We start from the raw sequence: 15,384 nt of genomic DNA, 5'->3' as shown, positions 1-15,384 counted from the left end.
ACCGCTCGAGCGGGTACGCCCGCGAAACTTCCCCGAGAGATGGAAATCATGACCACCACGCTCATCGACATGGCCCCGGCCCCCTGGATGACCGAGGGAGCCTGCCAGGACGAGGATCCGGAACTCTTCTTCCCGATCAGCTCGAGCGAGGCGAGCGCCGACCGGGCCCGCGCCATCTGCGACGGATGCCAGGTCCAGGCCGAGTGCCTCCGCTACGCCCTGACCAACCGCATCAAGGACGGCATCTGGGGCGGGCGCACCGAGCAGCAGCGGCAGTCTCTGCTCAGGGCCCGCCGGCGCCGCCGCCTGAAGGTACGGACCCGGCCCTGACGCCTCGAATGCGTGAGGCGTGCCCGGGTAGGGCTCGCCGTACCGGCGGGCGCCCGTACGGAGGAGGGAGAGGAACACCGAGATGACGGCTTTCGGATACACGATGATGTGCGAGCAGGCACCCCCGGACCAGCTGGTACGCGACGTCCAGGCGGCCGAGCGCGCCGGTTTCGACTTCTCGGTGATCAGTGACCACTATCAGCCCTGGCTGCGGTCCCAGGGCCACTCCGGATACGCGTGGTCCATCCTGGGCGCGGCCGCCCAGGCCACCGAGCGAATCCCGCTGATGACCTTCGTGACCTGCCCGATCGTCCGCTACCACCCGGCCGTGGTGGCCCAGAAGGCGGCGACCGTGCAGATCCTGTCCGGCGGGCGGTTCCGGCTCGGGCTCGGCGCGGGGGAGAACCTCAACGAGCACGTCGTCGGGCAGGGCTGGCCCCTGGCCGGCGTACGCCACGAGATGCTCACCGAGGCGGTCGAGGTGATCTCCAAGCTGTTCGACGGCGACGAGGTGAGCTACCGGGGCGAGTACTACGACGTCGAGCAGGCCAGGCTCTGGGACCTGCCGGAGACCCGGGTGCCGATCGGTATCGCGGTGTCCGGCAAGAGCTCGTGCCACCTCGCCGGGGAGAAGGCCGACCTCATGATCGCGACGGAGCCCAAGCGGGAGCTCGGCGAGATGTTCGACGAGGCCGGCGGCGCCGGCAAGCCGCGCATCGGGCAGATCGCGGTCGCCTACGACACCGACCGCGACGCCGCGATGAAGCGCGCCCATGAGCAGTTCCGGTGGTTCGGGCTCGGCTGGAAGGTCAACGCGGACCTGGTCGGCCCGCCGGCCTTCGAGGCCGCGACGGAGTTCGTCACGCCCGAACAGGTCGCCGAGCAGCTGCCGTGCGGCCCGGACGTCGACGAGCACGTCCGGAAGATCAAGCCGTTCGTCGACGCCGGTTTCGACGAGATCGCCCTCGTCCAGATCGGCGCCGACCATCAGGACGAGTTCATCGGCTGGGCGGAGCGCGAGCTCCTCCCGGCCCTGCGATCCCTTTGAGGAGGCCCGATATGACGAACCGTGACCCGCGTTCGGAGCTGGAGGACGAGGGGATCCCGGACCTGCAGGACGGTTATCCCCAGCAGCAGTGGGCCGAGGATCCCCAGCAGGCGCCGGTACCCGGCGACGAACCCGTGGCGTTGGAGGACTTCGGCACGACCGCCGAGGAAGAGCGTGAGGGCGAGTCGCTGGACGGCCGGCTGAGCCGCGAGGAGCCCGACGTCGGAGCCGGCGGCGCCACGGAGACCCCGCGCGGCGCCGGCCGGCTGGTGCAGCAGGACGAAGGCGTCCGAGACGACACCGAGAGCGAGGAGATCGCCGAGGACGTCGGCCCGGACTCGGGTGGCTTCACCGCGGAGGAGGCCGCGATGCGGGTGGAGCGCGAAGGCTGACCGGACGACCGCCGGGCCGTCCCCGCCGCCCACGGAGCGGGGGCGGCCTCGGCCTGTTCCTGACTGGTTCGTTTTCTGCGCGGACCCGCCCCACGGTCCGCCGCCTCTGGCCGACAGTGGTCCGACAAGATCGTTGATTTCCCTTGACATGCGACGTCAACGGCTGACTTTCGCCTGCCACGCCGCGCTGACGAGCCGAGGCGGGCACCGCCGCGCATCAGGCGACTTTACCGATTCTTGACTCTCCTCACTCATCCGCCATGGTCGGCGGCCTCGACTGCCTTCTGACAGAAGTGTTGATCATGCCGAAATTTCGCCGCTGATTCAGTGCTTCATGTCGCGATGACTTATATGTCAGGATTCGCACGTCGTTCCCCCCGCCAGCTCTGAGGAGAGCCCATGCGACGACGCGTGACCGGGACCATCCTGGGCGGACTGGTTCTCGCCCTGGTCCCCTTCCTGTCCTCGGCGGCCAACGCCACGCCCCAGGCGGCGCCGCCCGTCTCCCACTCCTTCCACCACTCATGCGCGACGGCGCGGGCCGGCGTCGCGAACTGCGACGCCCTGGTACGCAACGACGTGGCCACGAGCGAGACGGCCCTCCGCGCCGCGCTCGCCGCGCCCTCGGGCCTCTCGCCCGCCAACCTGCAGAGCGCCTACAAGCTGCCGTCCTCCAGCGCCGGTTCCGGCCAGACGGTCGCGATCGTCGACGCCTACAACGCGCCGACCGCAGAGGCCGACCTCGGCGTCTACCGCAGCCAGTACGGGCTGCCGGCCTGCACGACCGCGAACGGCTGCTTCAAGAAGGTCAACCAGACCGGCGGCACGTCGTCCTACCCGGCCACCGACGGCGGCTGGGCGCAGGAGATCTCCCTGGACCTCGACATGGTCTCCGCGGTCTGCCCGAACTGCAAGATCGTCCTGGTCGAGGCGACCTCCGCGTCCTTCGCCAACCTGGGCACCGCGGAGAACACCGCGGCGCGGCTCGCCAACGTCATCAGCAACAGCTACGGCGGCTCCGACGCCTCCGACTCCAGCTACGGCTCGTACTACAACCACCCGGGCAAGGCCATCACGGTCAGCTCCGGTGACTCCGGCTACGGCGTGGAGTACCCGGCGTCCTCCCACTACGTGACCGCCGTCGGCGGCACCTCGCTCAGGTCCGCGAGCAACAGCCGCGGCTGGACCGAGACCGCCTGGAGCGGCGCGGGCAGCGGCTGCTCCAGCTACAACACCGCGCTGAGCGGCCAGTCCGGCCTCACCGGCTGCTCCCGCCGCGCCGTCGCTGACGTCTCCGCGGTGGCCGACCCGGCCACCGGCGTCGCCGTCTACGACAGCACCGCCTACCAGGGCCAGAGTGGCTGGATGGTCTTCGGCGGCACCAGCGTCGCCGCACCGGTCATCGCGGGCGTGTACGGCCTGGCCGCCAACGCGGCGAGCATCGACAACAACTACCCGTACACCCACTCCTCGTCGCTGTTCGACGTGACCTCGGGCAGCAACGGCAGCTGCTCCACCACCAAGTGGTGCCACGCGGGCACCGGCTGGGACGGCCCGACCGGCCTCGGCACGCCGAACGGCACCGGAGCCTTCTGACCCCCACTCCCGACGGACGGGCCCGCCGCGACAGCGGCGGGCCCGTCCCGTTTCGTCTCTCAGAACCTCTCGGTCTCGTGCCCGTACCCGAGCGCGTCCATCACTTCCGGGAGACCGTCGTACTGCCGCTTCGGCAGGTCGCCGAGGGCCCTCACCGCGACGTCCGGCGCGCCCTCGTCCGCCACGTGGGCGGACAGCTGGTCCGGCGTCGCCGGGTACCGCGCTCCGGCCAGGACCTTGGCGAACTCGCTCCGGGCCGCCACGTCCTCCGGGGACATGCCCGGCGGGGCGCCCACGGTGCGCGACGAACTCGCCGCCGTCGGATCCCGGCCCGCGTCCGTCTCCACCGGTTCGGGATCGTTGCCTCGCTCGGCATGCGTCGGACCGCCGCCGCGCACGAGGCCCTCGGTCTCGTGCCGGAGCTGGTCGTCGAGCCGTGCACCGTGCTTATCGCTCTTGTCGCCCATGACTTCTCCTTCCGTACAACGCAGCCATACCCGTGCCGTGCTCACGGCTTGACGACGACCTTGGTCCAGGCGTCGTCGCGTGCGTCGAAGTGCCGGTACGCGTCCGGTGCCTCGGCCAGGGGCAGCTCGTGACTGACGCGTCGGTCGGCCGTTCGACGGCCGCGTCCGGGACCTCATCGACGCTGACGTCCCGCGGATCGTTGGAGACCAGACCCTTCACGTCGTCCTCCCTCGTACCGGGATCGCGTTTCGTGCCGAGGGCTCGCCCTACCCGTTCGAGGAGCGCCAAACAGGACGGCGGATCGTGGATTCGTCCGGAGCCGGCGCCCGGGTCGAGGTGTCGGTGGAGGTCAGTGTGCCTGGGCCGAGGCGGCCGCGTGGCAGGCGCCGTGGGCGTCGGCTCGGGCGACGACGCGGCCTGCGTGGACGCGGATCGCGGTCTCGGTGACGTCGCTGACCGCTGGGACACCGGCCGCGGCCGCGACCGTACCCGCCGGGTCGTGCACCACCCGGAGCGCCGGCGCGGACGGGAACGCCTGACGGAGACAGCCGCACAGGTCGGCGACGGTGAGCCGGGCGAGCGGCGCGAACTCGCCCGGATCGCCACTGACCAGGACGACGGTGACCGTCTCACCCGGAGGCAGGGCGCGTACGGCCTCCTCGGCGGCCTCCAGCCGGTGGAGGCCGAGGATCGCCACCACGCCGTCACCGTCGAGCCGGGTGGCCTCGCCGCGTACGGCGTCCACCACCGGTGGAGCGGGCCACGGTTCGTCGACGGCGCGGGCGTCGGGGACGTACGGCAGATGCGCCGGCGGCCAGCCGTCACCGAGGTCGAGGTCGGTCAGCCGCTCGCAGGCGCTGACGACGGTGAAGGGCTCCACGAAGCCGGGCGCCGCCGCGGCGAGGCGGCTGGCCCCGTGCAGTGTGGTCAGCGCCGTCTCCGCGGCCCGGACCATGCGGAGCCGCCTGCCGTCCACCCCTTCGAGCGCCAGGCCGAGCAGCAGCGCGTCGAGGCGGGTGAGCTGCGCGAACGCCTGCCGGGTCCGATCATCGGTGATCACCTCGGGCAGGAGTTCGAGACCGAGCCGGCCGGGTTCGCCACCGGCGAGCGGCAGCCGGGCGAGCCAGGCGCGGGCGAACGCGCCGAGCGCCTCCGACGGAGTACGGCCGTGCTGCTCCGGCCGGGGCGCGCGCTCGGCCTCGTCGGCCAGCACGGCGAAGTAGAGGGCCCGCTTGCCGGGAAAGTTGGAGTAGACCGCGCCACGGGTGAGCTCGGCGCGTTCGGCGATCCGGTCGACCTTGGCGTCGCGGTAGCCCCGTTCGGCGAACTCCTCCCGCGCGGCGGCCAGCACCTTGGCGCGGTTGCGCTCCTGAGTCTCCACCCTGGTGAGCCGCGCCACGTGTCCCTCCCGCTCGGCGGTCGCCGTACCGCCAGATGGTGCGACCATATTACGAAGCCATCCGAACCCCCGGCCCAGGTCGGCGAAGCCCTCCCGCCTGGAGCCCTCCCGCCTGGAGCCCTCCCGCCCGGGGGCCTCCACCCCACCCTTATTGTCCAGTGCTCGAATCCGCGGAGGGAAGCCCGCCATGGCGGCTGTGGACAAAGGCGCCCGCGGCGCCCGCCTCGCCGTACCGAGGGCGTCCGGTGGCTCGTACAGTTTGCGGCATGGGCATGGTGAACACGCTCGGGTTGGTGTTGCACCCGAAGCGCGACTCGAAGGTCGCCATCGACGCGATCCTCAAGTGGGCCTCGAGCCGGGGCGGGACGGTGCTCGGGCTGCCCGAGGAGATCGGCCGGATCGACTGCAGTGCGGTGGCGGTACCGCCCGAGGAGATGATCGAGCGGGCCGATCTGCTCGTCAGCCTGGGTGGTGACGGGACGATGCTGCGCACCATGCGGCTGGCCGCGGGGCCGTCCACGCCGGTGCTCGGCGTGAACCTGGGCAAACTGGGGTTCCTCGCGGAGATCGACGTCGACGGGCTGGCCGGCGCGCTGACAGCGATCGACGACCACCGCTACCAGGTCGAGCCACGCATGGCGGTGTGCGCCGAACTGCCCGGCGGGCGCGTCGTGACCGCGTTCAACGACATCGCCCTGGTACGGATCCCGGGCGACGGGCTCGCGGCGCTGTCGGTGTCGGTGGACGGCGAGCCGTTCGTCCGGTACGCCGCGGACGCGGTCATCGTGGCCACCTCCACCGGTTCGACCGCCTACAGCTTCTCTGCCGGTGGCCCGATCGTCTCCCCGACGGTGGAGGGCTTCCTGGTGATCCCGGCGGCGGCGCACTCGGCGTTCAACCGGGCGATCATGCTGTCGGCCGACGAGGCCGTCGCGCTGGACCTCCTGCCGATCTCCGGCGATCTCGCCGTGGAGGTGGACGGTGCGGTCGTCGCCCAGATGGCGGCCGGCGACCGGCTGGCCGTGACCGCTCTGCCCGCGGCGGCCCAGGTCGTACGCCTGGGTGGCACGACCTTCTACGAACGCGCCCGCCGCAAACTCCGCGTCAGCGGCAGCGCCGAGGTCGACTAGTGCGGTGTCCACTAACGTTTCCCGGCTTGCGGGACGACGTGGGTGGATCCTCGCCGTGAGGCGAGCGACTCGTCGCCGCCGCAGGGGGTGGGCGAGGCGGGCCACCGCCGGCCAAGGGAGCTGTCCTGTGTCGCCGTCATGAGCGCCGGCCCGGCGAACGTTCGTGGTCACCGCGCCAGCCGAGCCGCCGACGCGGCCGGACGAGACTCATGACACGGTCGAAACTCCTCCGGTTGACTTGCCGCGCCTCGGGGTAGACGGTGGAAGTACCGCTCCGGCCGGATGCCGGACGACGGGTCCAAAAGCGCGGCCCTCACGTAACAAACCAACGTGAGGTGACGGCTGCACATGCGACCGGTGATCACAGACTCGGCCCGGCGACCCAGCGAAGAGACATAGCGGAGACACCTCCAATTCATGGCGGGCAGCCGCTATTCCCGCAACTCTTCCTGGGAGATCGCATGACGACCCAGATCGACTATGACGACGGCCATGCCGAGGCCCTGCTGGGCGAGCTCGGCACCCTGTCGAAGGAGGACCCCCGGACCGAGGACATCCGCGCGGAGCTGGTGCGCATGCACATGCCCATCGTCCGCGGCATCGCCCGGCGTTACGCCCAGTACGACGAACCCATCGAGGACGTTCAGCAGGCCGCGATGCTCGGCCTGGTCAAGGCCATCAACCGGTACGACACCGAGCGCGGCGAGCGGTTCCTCGCCTATGCGGGGCCGACGATGACCGGTGAGGTCAAACGGCACTTCCGTGACCGTACCTGGCTGTTGCGCATGCCCCGCCGGCTGCAGGAACTGCGGCTGGCGATGCGTGAGGCCCGGCGCGACTTCTTCCGCGAGCACAACCGCGCACCCACGGTGACGGAGATCGCCGAGATCCTCGACATCAGCGAGGAGGAGGCCATCGAGGTGATCGGTGCCTTCGACGCCTACCGGCCCATGTCACTCGACACACCGGTGGGCGACGAGGAGGACGCCGACACCTTCGGCGAGCTGATCGGCGCGCAGGACCCGGCGATCGAGGACGCCGTGGACCACATCGCGCTACGTCCGCTGCTCGACAACCTGCCCGAGCGCGAGCGGATGATCATCTTGTACCGCTTCTACGGCAACAAGACCCAGACCGAGATCGCGGACTTGATGGGCCTGTCGCAGATGCACGTGTCGCGGCTCATATCCCGCACGCTCACCCAGCTTCAGACCGAGTTGCTCAAGGATTCCTGAAAAGTGAATCGACGGGCCCGGGGCGGGTAGCGACGAGAACCAGCCGGCGCGTTGAGACCACCAGCGCGCCGGTCAGCCTGGGGGCGGTCGCCGCGGCGACCGCCTCCAGGCGCGTTCAGGGGAGCTGCCGGCGGCTCGTGAGGAGCTCGCGTACCCGGCTGCCGGTCCGGGCGGCCAGCGGCGGCGTTGGGGTGCCGGCACCCTCGCGCAGCCCGGTGACGAACTCCTCCAGCGCGTCGAGCGCACTGCCGCGCGGCGTCCAGCCGAGCTCCTCCCGCGCGCGGGAGCAGTCCATGATCGGCAGGCGCAGCAGTGCGTCGAACAGGCCCGGTGAGGCCGGCACCAGGTTCAGCCACCAGCCGGCCGCGACCGCGGCGCGTACGAGGCGGGCCGGGACGCGTACGGGCCGCGCGTCCAGCAGCTCGGCGAGCTCGGGAGTGCCGATCACCGGATCGGCCGCGATGTTGAACGCGCCGCGGGCGTCGCCGAGTGCCGCCAGCCGGTACGCCTCGGCGACGTCCGGGGTGGTCACCACCTGGAACCGCAGCCCGGGAACGTCCGGCACGATCGGCAGGGCGCGGGCGTCGACATTGGGCAGCAGGGGCCCCGCGAAGATACGGCGCTGCTCCTGCGCCGACTCCCGCTTGAAGATGAACCCGGGGCGGAGACGTACGACCCGGACGTTCGGATGCTCGGTCTCGAAGGCGTCGAGGACCCGCTCCACGTACGCCTTCTCCCGTGTGTAGGAGGCGCCCGGCCAGCCGTCGGTCGCCCACGACTCGTCGACGGCCCGGTCCTTGGGGCCGGGAGAGTACGCGCCGACCGAGGACGCGTACACCAGCGAGGGCACGCCCGCCGCGGCCACCGCGTCGAAGACCCGCCGGCTGCCGAGCACGTTGACGCGCCAGGTCGCCGCCGGGTCGTGGGTGGGCTGGAAGGCCCAGGCGAGGTGGATGACGGCGTCGGCGCCGCGGAAGAGCGGGACCAGGTCGGTCGTGGTGACGTCCGCGGACGCCCACTCGGCCTTCGGCAGCTCGAGGTCCGGGGTGCGCCGGGCGAGGCACATCAAGGACGTGACGGCCGGGTCGGCCGCCAGCGCCTGCGCCGTGCTCGACCCCACATTGCCCGTGGCGCCCAGAATGACGATTCTCATACAGGAGCGCTACCCCGGATCGCCCCCGCCATGAGTGGGCAGGGGCTACAGGCGGGCGAGGCGGCGGCGCGCGGCGCGCAGGAGGGTGCGCAGGGTGTCCTCGTCGACGTCCTCGGCGATCTCCGGGTCGACGAGCTCTTCGGCCAGCAGCCATTCGAGCAGGGCGATCCGCCGCCGATGCAGGCTGATCATCGCCTCGCGGTCGTGGCGGTCCTCGTCGATCACGCGGGCGGCGGAGGCGAGAAGCTCGTAGTGCTCGCTCAGGGACATGACGGGCAGCCCGGAGCTGACCGGGTGTTCGCGGACCTCCGAGTCGGGATGGTGCTGGAACGCGTCGTCGAGCCGGGAGTCGCCGGTCAGCCACTCGTCGAGACGTGCCGCGTTCGCGGCCGGGTCGTCGGCGCCCTCGGGCAGGTGCCTCGCCTGATCCGGGTCGAGCCAGGCCTCCACCAGGTCCCGGTCGAGCCGCGCCACCGGCTTCTCGAACCGCCGCCGGACCGCCGCCACGTCCTCTTCCAGGACCTCGGCGATCCGCTCCCAGCTCGTGCCCCGCCGGCGTTCGCACGCGACGGCGTACGTCAGCGCCTCGGTGGCCGTACCGACCAGGCGCCCGGCGAGTTCGGCCAGCTCACCGCGCGGGCAGCCGTATTCGTCGTGAGTGGGTACGAGTGAGGCCGCGGTGGTACTGACCTGCGCCGCGCTGGCCGAGAGCGCGACCCGTACCCGGGCTTCCATGCTGTAGCTGAGGTCGTCGTCCATAAGACCCTGACGCCCTTCCCCCTGTCTTCTCATCCTCGCCCCGCTACCCCGGATGCCGGTCACAAACGTTTCCCTCGTGATCGACTCCGGCCGGAGCGGAAACGCGCGGAAATGATCTGAGCGCGTTGCATGAACCCGTCGAGCGCGGGTAGCGGGTTGGCCGGGAGGTAATGAGAAATGGTTCCTTTGATTCTGGTTCTTCTGCTGGCCCTGATCCTCTTCGGGGCGGGCTTCGCCCTCAAGGCTCTCTGGTGGATCGCCGTCATCGTCCTGATCCTCTGGGTGCTCGGGTTCGTGTTCCGCAGCGCCGGCTCGTCGGGCTCCCGTGGCCGGTGGTATCGCTGGTGACCACCGTGTAGGCACGTAACAGAGCAGAGGCCCGTCACATCCCGTGGCGGGCCTCTTTCCCGTCGGCCGACGCGATTAGTGATCGTCGGCCGACGGAATGTCATTGAGAGCCAGGACCGGCCGATCCGGTACCCGCTGACCGAGCCAATGACTTCATGGGTCATGCTGAGTCACTACAAGCGTTGACGTATTTCCTCGCCGGGCCTGACTCGCTGGACGCCTGTTGTACTTCTGTTCCGTCAGGGGGTCTGCAGGGATCCGTCGTCATCCGGGGTCGCCGGCGGTGCGGCCGAGTGGACGGCCGGCGGACCGGCGGTGGCCTCGGCGGAGCGCTCGCCGGGCATCGGCCGGAGTGTGCGGCTCGGGGAGGGCGTCGGCGTGGTCCGGGCCGTCGTCCCCGGCAGCGGGGCCACCGAGGACGTCGCGGTGGCCTCCGCCGTGGCCCGGCGGGAGACCGGCGGCGTCCGCGGGGGCCGTACGGGCGCCACGACCGGGTGCACCGAGGTGCCCCGCCCGGCCTGGCCGCGCACGGTGTTGGACAGCGGCCTGCCGGTGAACAGCTCGAACGCCGTGACGAGCCCCATCACGGCGAGGAAGACCACCCCCGCCGCGCCGAGCACGACGTACCACTTCGGCCACGGCCGTCCCTGCGTCGTGGCTACGGGCGGCGGTCCGTCGCCCGTCCCGCCGCCGGCGCGTACCGGGATCTTCGCCGCGATCCGTTCCTTGCCGCGGTCGAGGAAGTGCTGGTAGACGGTGGCACCGGCGGTGGACAGCACGCTGACCGCCCCGGCCCCGATGAGAGTGCCGCCGACCCCGAAGTACGACGACGCCACCGTCGCGGTGATCGTGGCGGCGGCGCCGGCGATGAGTTGCGTGATGCTCAGGTCGAGTCCGTGCTGGCCCGGCATGCTCCCCCCAGTGCGGCCCGGCGTGTCCCGGCTACCAGCCAACACCGGGCGGCTCCGGATCGGCCTCACCTTGGCGCCTCCTTGACACTTCCCTGGCCCGAACTGTTGGTTCGCCGGATGCCGGGGTAGCGCACAGGGCCAGGACCACTACCGCGGAAGGGGTGAGGAACGGCGATGAAGGCACTGGCATGGCACGGCCGGCGCGACGTACGCGTGGACGAGGTGCCCGACCCGGCCATCGAGACGCCGACGGACGCGATCATCCGGGTGACGACGACCGCGATCTGCGGTTCCGACCTGCATCTGTACGAGGTGCTCGGGCCGTTCATCGACGAGGGCGACATCCTCGGGCACGAACCGATGGGCGTGGTCGAGGAGGTGGGCGCGGAGGTCACCCACATCAGACCCGGTGACCGGGTGGTGATCCCGTTCAACATCTCGTGCGGTCACTGCTACATGTGCGACCAGAAGCTGTACGCGCAGTGCGAGACGACCCAGGTCCGCGAGCAGGGCATGGGCGCGAGCCTGTTCGGCTACACCAAGCTGTACGGGCAGGTGCCCGGCGGGCAGGCGGAGTACCTCCGGGTGCCGCAGGCCCACTTCGGGCCGATCAAGGTGCCGGAGGGGCCGCCCGACGAGCGGTTCGTCTACCTGTCCGACGTGCTGCCGACGGCGTGGCAGGCGGTCGCGTTCGCGGACGTCCCCGAGGGCGGCAGCGTGACCGTGTTCGGGCTGGGGCCGATCGGGCAGATGTGCGTCCGCATCGCCCGCCACCTGGGGTACCGGGTCATCGGGGTGGACGGCGTGCCGGAGCGGCTGGAGATGGCCCGCCGCTACGACATCGAGGTGCTGAACGCCCAGGACTGCGACGACGTGCCGGCCGCCGTACGCGACCTGACCGACGGGCGAGGCACCGACTCGGTGATCGATGCCGTCGGCATGGAGGCGCACGGCTCGCCGGGCGCGAAGATCGCCCAGAGCCTCACCGGCCTGCTGCCCGACGCCGCGGCCGCGACGTTCATGAAGAAGGCGGGCGTCGACCGGCTCGCCGCGCTCTACCAGGCCATCGAGACGGTACGACGGGGCGGGACACTGTCGATCAGCGGTGTGTACGGCGGCACGGCCGACCCGCTGCCGATGCTGCGGATGTTCGACAAGGGCATCCAGGTGCGGATGGGCCAGGCGCACGTCAAACGCTGGATCGACGACCTGCTGCCGCTGGTCACCGGCGACGGCGACCCGCTCGGCGTGGAGGACCTGGCCACGCACCGCCTGCCGCTCGATGAGGCGCCGCACGGCTACGAGATCTTCCAGAAGAAGAAGGACGGCGCCATCAAGGTGCTGCTGACGCCCTGACCGGCCAGGTAACGGCCCCCTCGCCTGCGTCTAACGCCGTAGGTGAGGGGGCCGCTTGGTGCCGGCCCGCGGACCTTTAGAACGAGGCGGGCGAGAGAAGTGCAGGGGAATCGGTCAGCAGCTGGAATCGGTTGTCCTCGTGCTGGATGCGGCCGCCGGTGGGGTGGGTGAAGTGGGTGCCCAGCAGCAGGTCGTCGGTGGCGGCTAGTTCGGTGAGCAGGCGGTGGCGGGTGGTTCGTGCCTCGGCAGGGTCGACGTCGCCGTCGCTACCCATGTCGGGGTAAGCCAGTTGCACGGGATGATGCAGGCTGTCGCCGCTGATCAGCGCGTTGCGGCTGGCGCCGGTCAGCTTCACCGACAGGTGGCCGGGCGTGTGGCCGCGTGTCGGTACTAGGCGGACACCGTCGGCCACCTCAAGGCCTGCGGCGGGGATGTCGAGCAGGTCGTACAGGCCGTTGTCATGGATGGGTCGCAGGGAGTCTCGGTGCGCCTGGGCGACTTCCTCGTCGCTTTCGGCGGCGGCGGTCCAGTAGTCCCATTCCCTGCGGTCGGTGAGGTAGCGGGCGTTCGGGAAGGTCGGTGTCCAGCGGCTGTCGACCAGGTGAGTGTTCCAGCCGATGTGGTCGACGTGCATGTGCGTGGTGATCACCAAGTCGACGGTGTCCGGGGCGTAGCCCGCGGCGGTCAGCCGGTGCAGCAGCGGGGTCTGGAGGTTGTCGGCGTCGGGTATTTGCCGGGGCTTGTCGTTGCCGATGCCGGTGTCGACCAGGATGCGTTTGCCGTTCGTCTCGATCGCGAAGAGGTGTACGTGCATCGCAAAGGCTGTGCCGTTGGTGAAGTGGGGTTGCAGCCAGGGGCTTTGCAAGTGCTCCGGTGTGGCATCGGGCAGTAGCCACTGACTGGTCGCCGGTGAGATGTCGATTTCGTCGATTCGGCGTACGACGACGCCTCCAAGGTCCCAGCCCAGGAAGGCCGGGGATACACGGCTTGTGCCCATCTTGAATCCATTCATCTTTTTGACCACCGGTTCCGTGGACGTTCGTCAGCACATCGCCGGCATCAGCCAGAAGATGCTGTCGCAGTACCTCAAGTCGCTGGTGCGGTACGGGCTGGTCGAACGCCTGGTGGAGCCGACCGTCCCGCCGCAGGTCACCTACAGCCTGACGCCACTCGGGCAGAGCCTGGCTCAGCAGCTGTGCGCGCTACTGGGCTGGTTCAGCGCCAACACCTCGGCGCTGGAGGCCGCCCGGCAGCGCTACGACGGTGCCGACTCCCTGGACCGGTAGCGTGCCGCGGGTCGGACAGGCGGGGAATCTCGACATCGATCAGCGAGGCTCCTGCTTCACGTATCGCGATCGAGGGCGCCGGGCCGTCCCTGGGCCGTCACAGGCTGGCCACGGGCGACCAACAACAGCCGATGACCGCTGCTGACATGCAGGTCAGCTAGGGCTGGTGTGGGTAGTCGCGAACTAAAGACCATCACCGACATTAACCGGCAGATCGAGGCTGGCTTATGAAATCCATGAAAGGGAGTTTTCTGTAGTTTAGTAACCGGCTTACACTCCAGTAATCGCGCCGGTAAACGATCTGGCGAGAACGTCTTTTCCGTCCCTCACCGTCGCCCGACGGCCGGCCCCCTTGGCCGTCCGCGGGTCCCCCCTGCCTCGGAGGAATCGATGCAACGGCTGCGCTCTTCCGTACTGTCGCTTTTCCGCGTCGTGGTCGGATTCTTGTTCACCTGTCATGGAGCCGCGACCTTGTTCAACGTCCTCGGCGGCGCGCACGGCGGAGCGCAACCGCACCTGGGCGAGTGGCCTGGCTGGTGGGCCGCCCTGATTCAGTTCGTTGCCGGCGGGCTGGTGACCCTCGGGCTGGCCACCCGCGTCGCCGCGGTGATCGCGTCAGGGTCGATGGCCTACGCCTACTTCACCGTCCACCAGCCGAAGGCGCTCTTCCCCATCCTCAACGGCGGCGAGCCGGCGGTGATGTTCTGCTGGTCCTTCCTGCTGCTGGCCCTGTTCGGCGGCGGGTCGTGGGCGCTCGACACGCTGTTGAGTCGCCGGGCACGGCCCGCGGTGGCCAGGACCGTCGAACCGATTTCCGCCGGATTAGAGGTCTGACCCGCACCACGGGCGCCCAGCACCGCAACACGGCCAATAACGATGACGGGTCTGGGAAAGCCGCCGGTATGCGTTGCGAAGGCGGACGTAAAGCCCGACTCGGAGCTGTGATCGATTGAGTGGGCGCGACGGCCCTCCATCGGCCGGACCGGTGGACGCCGCCGCGCTCAGGTCGCCTGGACGTCCATCGGGCGGCCGAGCAGGTGGGCGATCAGTGCGCGGAACTGCTGCGACGGGCGCAACCCCAGCTCGCTGCCTGCCAGCCGCCGGTACAGCTCGTACTGGCGCAGTGCCTCGGCCGGATTGCCCTCGGCGAGGTGCACCCGGACGATCGCGCGGTGTGCGCTCTCCCGCAGCGGTTCGCAGTCGACGGCCGCCAGGCCGGCTTCCAGCGCCGCGTCGAAGCGGCCGCACCGGCAGTGTCGCGTGCACAGGGTCTCCAGCGCGTGCAGCCGGATCTGCCGGAACCACTCGCGCGTCGGCAGCAGCCACTCATCGGCCCAGTCGGGCAGCACGTCCTGCCGCAGCACCGCCAGGTCCAGGTCCCACGAGGTGTCCGGCGCGGACGACAGGGCGGCGGTCCTCGCGTGCACCGTCTGGAGGTCGACGACCGTGTCCCGCCGCAGCTCCAGTCCGTGTGCGGTCGACATCATCGGGCCGCCCCCGTGCTCCCGCCGTAGCCGCCAGAGGGCCGACCGCAGGTTCGCCGCGGGGCGTGGGTCGGGATAGTCGGGCCACAGGGCCCGTGCGGCGGCCGCCCGGTTGACCATGGCGCGCCGGGTGGCGACGTACGCGAGCAGCCGTTGCGCGGACGGGCTCGCGGCGATGGTCCGGTCTCCCCGGCGAAGCTCGAACCCGCCGAGCAGGCGCACCGTGTATCCGGCGGTGACGTGCTCTGCCTGCGGCATGGCGGCCATCGCGTCCTCCGGGGCGGCGGGTGTCGAAATACGCACTTGAGACGTCGCCTACCCGCTTTGAGGCAAATACCCGTCTGCATGCCGGTAACGCCGCGCTGACAGAGGTCGCCGACCCGCTCGTCACGGCCCCGTCACCGCCTCGTACGGCTGGTCATCCGCGCCTGCGGCCCGGCCCGGAGCGGGACACGGCGGGAGCGGTGGCGCAGGCGGCGACGCCGTGGT

17 protein-coding genes are annotated in these 15,384 nt (G+C 70.6%); 10 read left to right on the top strand and 7 right to left on the bottom strand.

All coding sequences use genetic code 11. The annotated features are described in order from the left end of the window. Nucleotides 1-48 precede the first annotated feature (48 nt). From QSK37_RS17150 to QSK37_RS17135, 4 genes are all read left to right on the top strand, one after another. Nucleotides 49-330: a WhiB family transcriptional regulator gene (locus QSK37_RS17150; RefSeq protein WP_285621831.1), complete on the top strand. Its 282-nt coding sequence runs from the start codon at nt 49-51 to the stop codon at nt 328-330. 82 nt (nt 331-412) lie between these two features. After that, nucleotides 413-1,378 (top strand): LLM class F420-dependent oxidoreductase, encoded by a 966-nt coding sequence (locus tag QSK37_RS17145; protein WP_285621828.1) that lies wholly within the window; start codon nt 413-415, stop codon nt 1,376-1,378. A gap of 11 nt (nt 1,379-1,389) precedes the next feature. Further along, the gene (locus tag QSK37_RS17140; RefSeq protein WP_285567323.1) at nt 1,390-1,770 is read left to right on the top strand and encodes a DUF5709 domain-containing protein; all 381 of its coding nucleotides are present in this window, start codon (nt 1,390-1,392) and stop codon (nt 1,768-1,770) included. Nucleotides 1,771-2,169: 399 nt separating this feature from the next. After that, a complete protein-coding gene (locus tag QSK37_RS17135; protein WP_285621825.1) occupies nt 2,170-3,366 on the top strand; it encodes a S53 family peptidase in 1,197 nt (398 codons plus the stop codon). Between the two features lie 59 nt (nt 3,367-3,425). On the opposite strand, the gene QSK37_RS17130 is transcribed toward QSK37_RS17135, so the two are convergent. Next, complete coding sequence (locus QSK37_RS17130; RefSeq protein WP_285621824.1) at nt 3,426-3,833, bottom strand: DUF2795 domain-containing protein; 408 nt, start codon at nt 3,831-3,833, stop codon at nt 3,426-3,428. A gap of 350 nt (nt 3,834-4,183) precedes the next feature. Then, entirely contained in the window at nt 4,184-5,233 is a 1,050-nt protein-coding gene (locus tag QSK37_RS17125) for a TetR/AcrR family transcriptional regulator (protein WP_285622032.1), read from the bottom strand. A gap of 266 nt (nt 5,234-5,499) precedes the next feature. Here QSK37_RS17125 and QSK37_RS17120 point away from each other — a divergent pair, with 266 nt between their 5' ends. Next, entirely contained in the window at nt 5,500-6,363 is an 864-nt protein-coding gene (locus QSK37_RS17120) for an NAD(+)/NADH kinase (protein WP_285621822.1), read from the top strand. Between the two features lie 461 nt (nt 6,364-6,824). Further along, entirely contained in the window at nt 6,825-7,598 is a 774-nt protein-coding gene (locus QSK37_RS17115) for a SigB/SigF/SigG family RNA polymerase sigma factor (RefSeq protein ID WP_285621820.1), read from the top strand. A 115-nt stretch (nt 7,599-7,713) separates the two neighbouring features. Here QSK37_RS17115 and QSK37_RS17110 read toward each other — a convergent pair whose 3' ends face one another. Both QSK37_RS17110 and QSK37_RS17105 read right to left on the bottom strand, forming a co-directional pair. Continuing rightward, complete coding sequence (locus QSK37_RS17110; protein WP_285621818.1) at nt 7,714-8,751, bottom strand: NAD-dependent epimerase/dehydratase family protein; 1,038 nt, start codon at nt 8,749-8,751, stop codon at nt 7,714-7,716. A 45-nt stretch (nt 8,752-8,796) separates the two neighbouring features. Continuing rightward, a complete protein-coding gene (locus QSK37_RS17105; RefSeq protein WP_285567335.1) occupies nt 8,797-9,510 on the bottom strand; it encodes a hypothetical protein in 714 nt (237 codons plus the stop codon). A 177-nt stretch (nt 9,511-9,687) separates the two neighbouring features. Here QSK37_RS17105 and QSK37_RS17100 point away from each other — a divergent pair, with 177 nt between their 5' ends. Beyond that, entirely contained in the window at nt 9,688-9,858 is a 171-nt protein-coding gene (locus QSK37_RS17100; RefSeq protein WP_285567338.1) for a DUF5670 family protein, read from the top strand. Nucleotides 9,859-10,097: 239 nt separating this feature from the next. Here the strand turns inward: QSK37_RS17100 and QSK37_RS17095 are convergent, their stop codons facing one another. Next, nucleotides 10,098-10,769 carry a hypothetical protein gene (locus tag QSK37_RS17095; protein ID WP_285567339.1) on the bottom strand — a complete coding sequence of 224 codons (672 nt, stop codon included), beginning with the start codon at nt 10,767-10,769 and terminating at the stop codon, nt 10,098-10,100. Between the two features lie 174 nt (nt 10,770-10,943). Between QSK37_RS17095 and QSK37_RS17090 the strand changes: the two genes are divergently transcribed. Next, the gene (locus QSK37_RS17090) at nt 10,944-12,125 is read left to right on the top strand and encodes a zinc-dependent alcohol dehydrogenase (RefSeq protein ID WP_285621814.1); all 1,182 of its coding nucleotides are present in this window, start codon (nt 10,944-10,946) and stop codon (nt 12,123-12,125) included. Between the two features lie 76 nt (nt 12,126-12,201). Here QSK37_RS17090 and QSK37_RS17085 read toward each other — a convergent pair whose 3' ends face one another. Further along, nucleotides 12,202-13,122 (bottom strand): MBL fold metallo-hydrolase, encoded by a 921-nt coding sequence (locus tag QSK37_RS17085; protein WP_285621811.1) that lies wholly within the window; start codon nt 13,120-13,122, stop codon nt 12,202-12,204. Nucleotides 13,123-13,156: 34 nt separating this feature from the next. Here QSK37_RS17085 and QSK37_RS17080 point away from each other — a divergent pair, with 34 nt between their 5' ends. Then, nucleotides 13,157-13,411 carry a winged helix-turn-helix transcriptional regulator gene (locus QSK37_RS17080; RefSeq protein ID WP_285621808.1) on the top strand — a complete coding sequence of 85 codons (255 nt, stop codon included), beginning with the start codon at nt 13,157-13,159 and terminating at the stop codon, nt 13,409-13,411. Nucleotides 13,412-13,801: 390 nt separating this feature from the next. Further along, nucleotides 13,802-14,245 carry a DoxX family protein gene (locus QSK37_RS17075; protein ID WP_285567343.1) on the top strand — a complete coding sequence of 148 codons (444 nt, stop codon included), beginning with the start codon at nt 13,802-13,804 and terminating at the stop codon, nt 14,243-14,245. Between the two features lie 167 nt (nt 14,246-14,412). Here QSK37_RS17075 and QSK37_RS17070 read toward each other — a convergent pair whose 3' ends face one another. Continuing rightward, nucleotides 14,413-15,198 (bottom strand): AfsR/SARP family transcriptional regulator, encoded by a 786-nt coding sequence (locus tag QSK37_RS17070; protein WP_285621806.1) that lies wholly within the window; start codon nt 15,196-15,198, stop codon nt 14,413-14,415. Nucleotides 15,199-15,384 lie beyond the last annotated feature (186 nt).

Origin of the sequence: Actinoallomurus iriomotensis, from assembly GCF_030269445.1 — a bacterium.
Classification (GTDB): Bacteria; Actinomycetota; Actinomycetes; order Streptosporangiales; family Streptosporangiaceae; genus Actinoallomurus; species Actinoallomurus iriomotensis.
The sequence above is the reverse complement of the archived record's forward strand: the minus strand, read 5'-3'. Positions and strand labels throughout refer to the sequence as shown.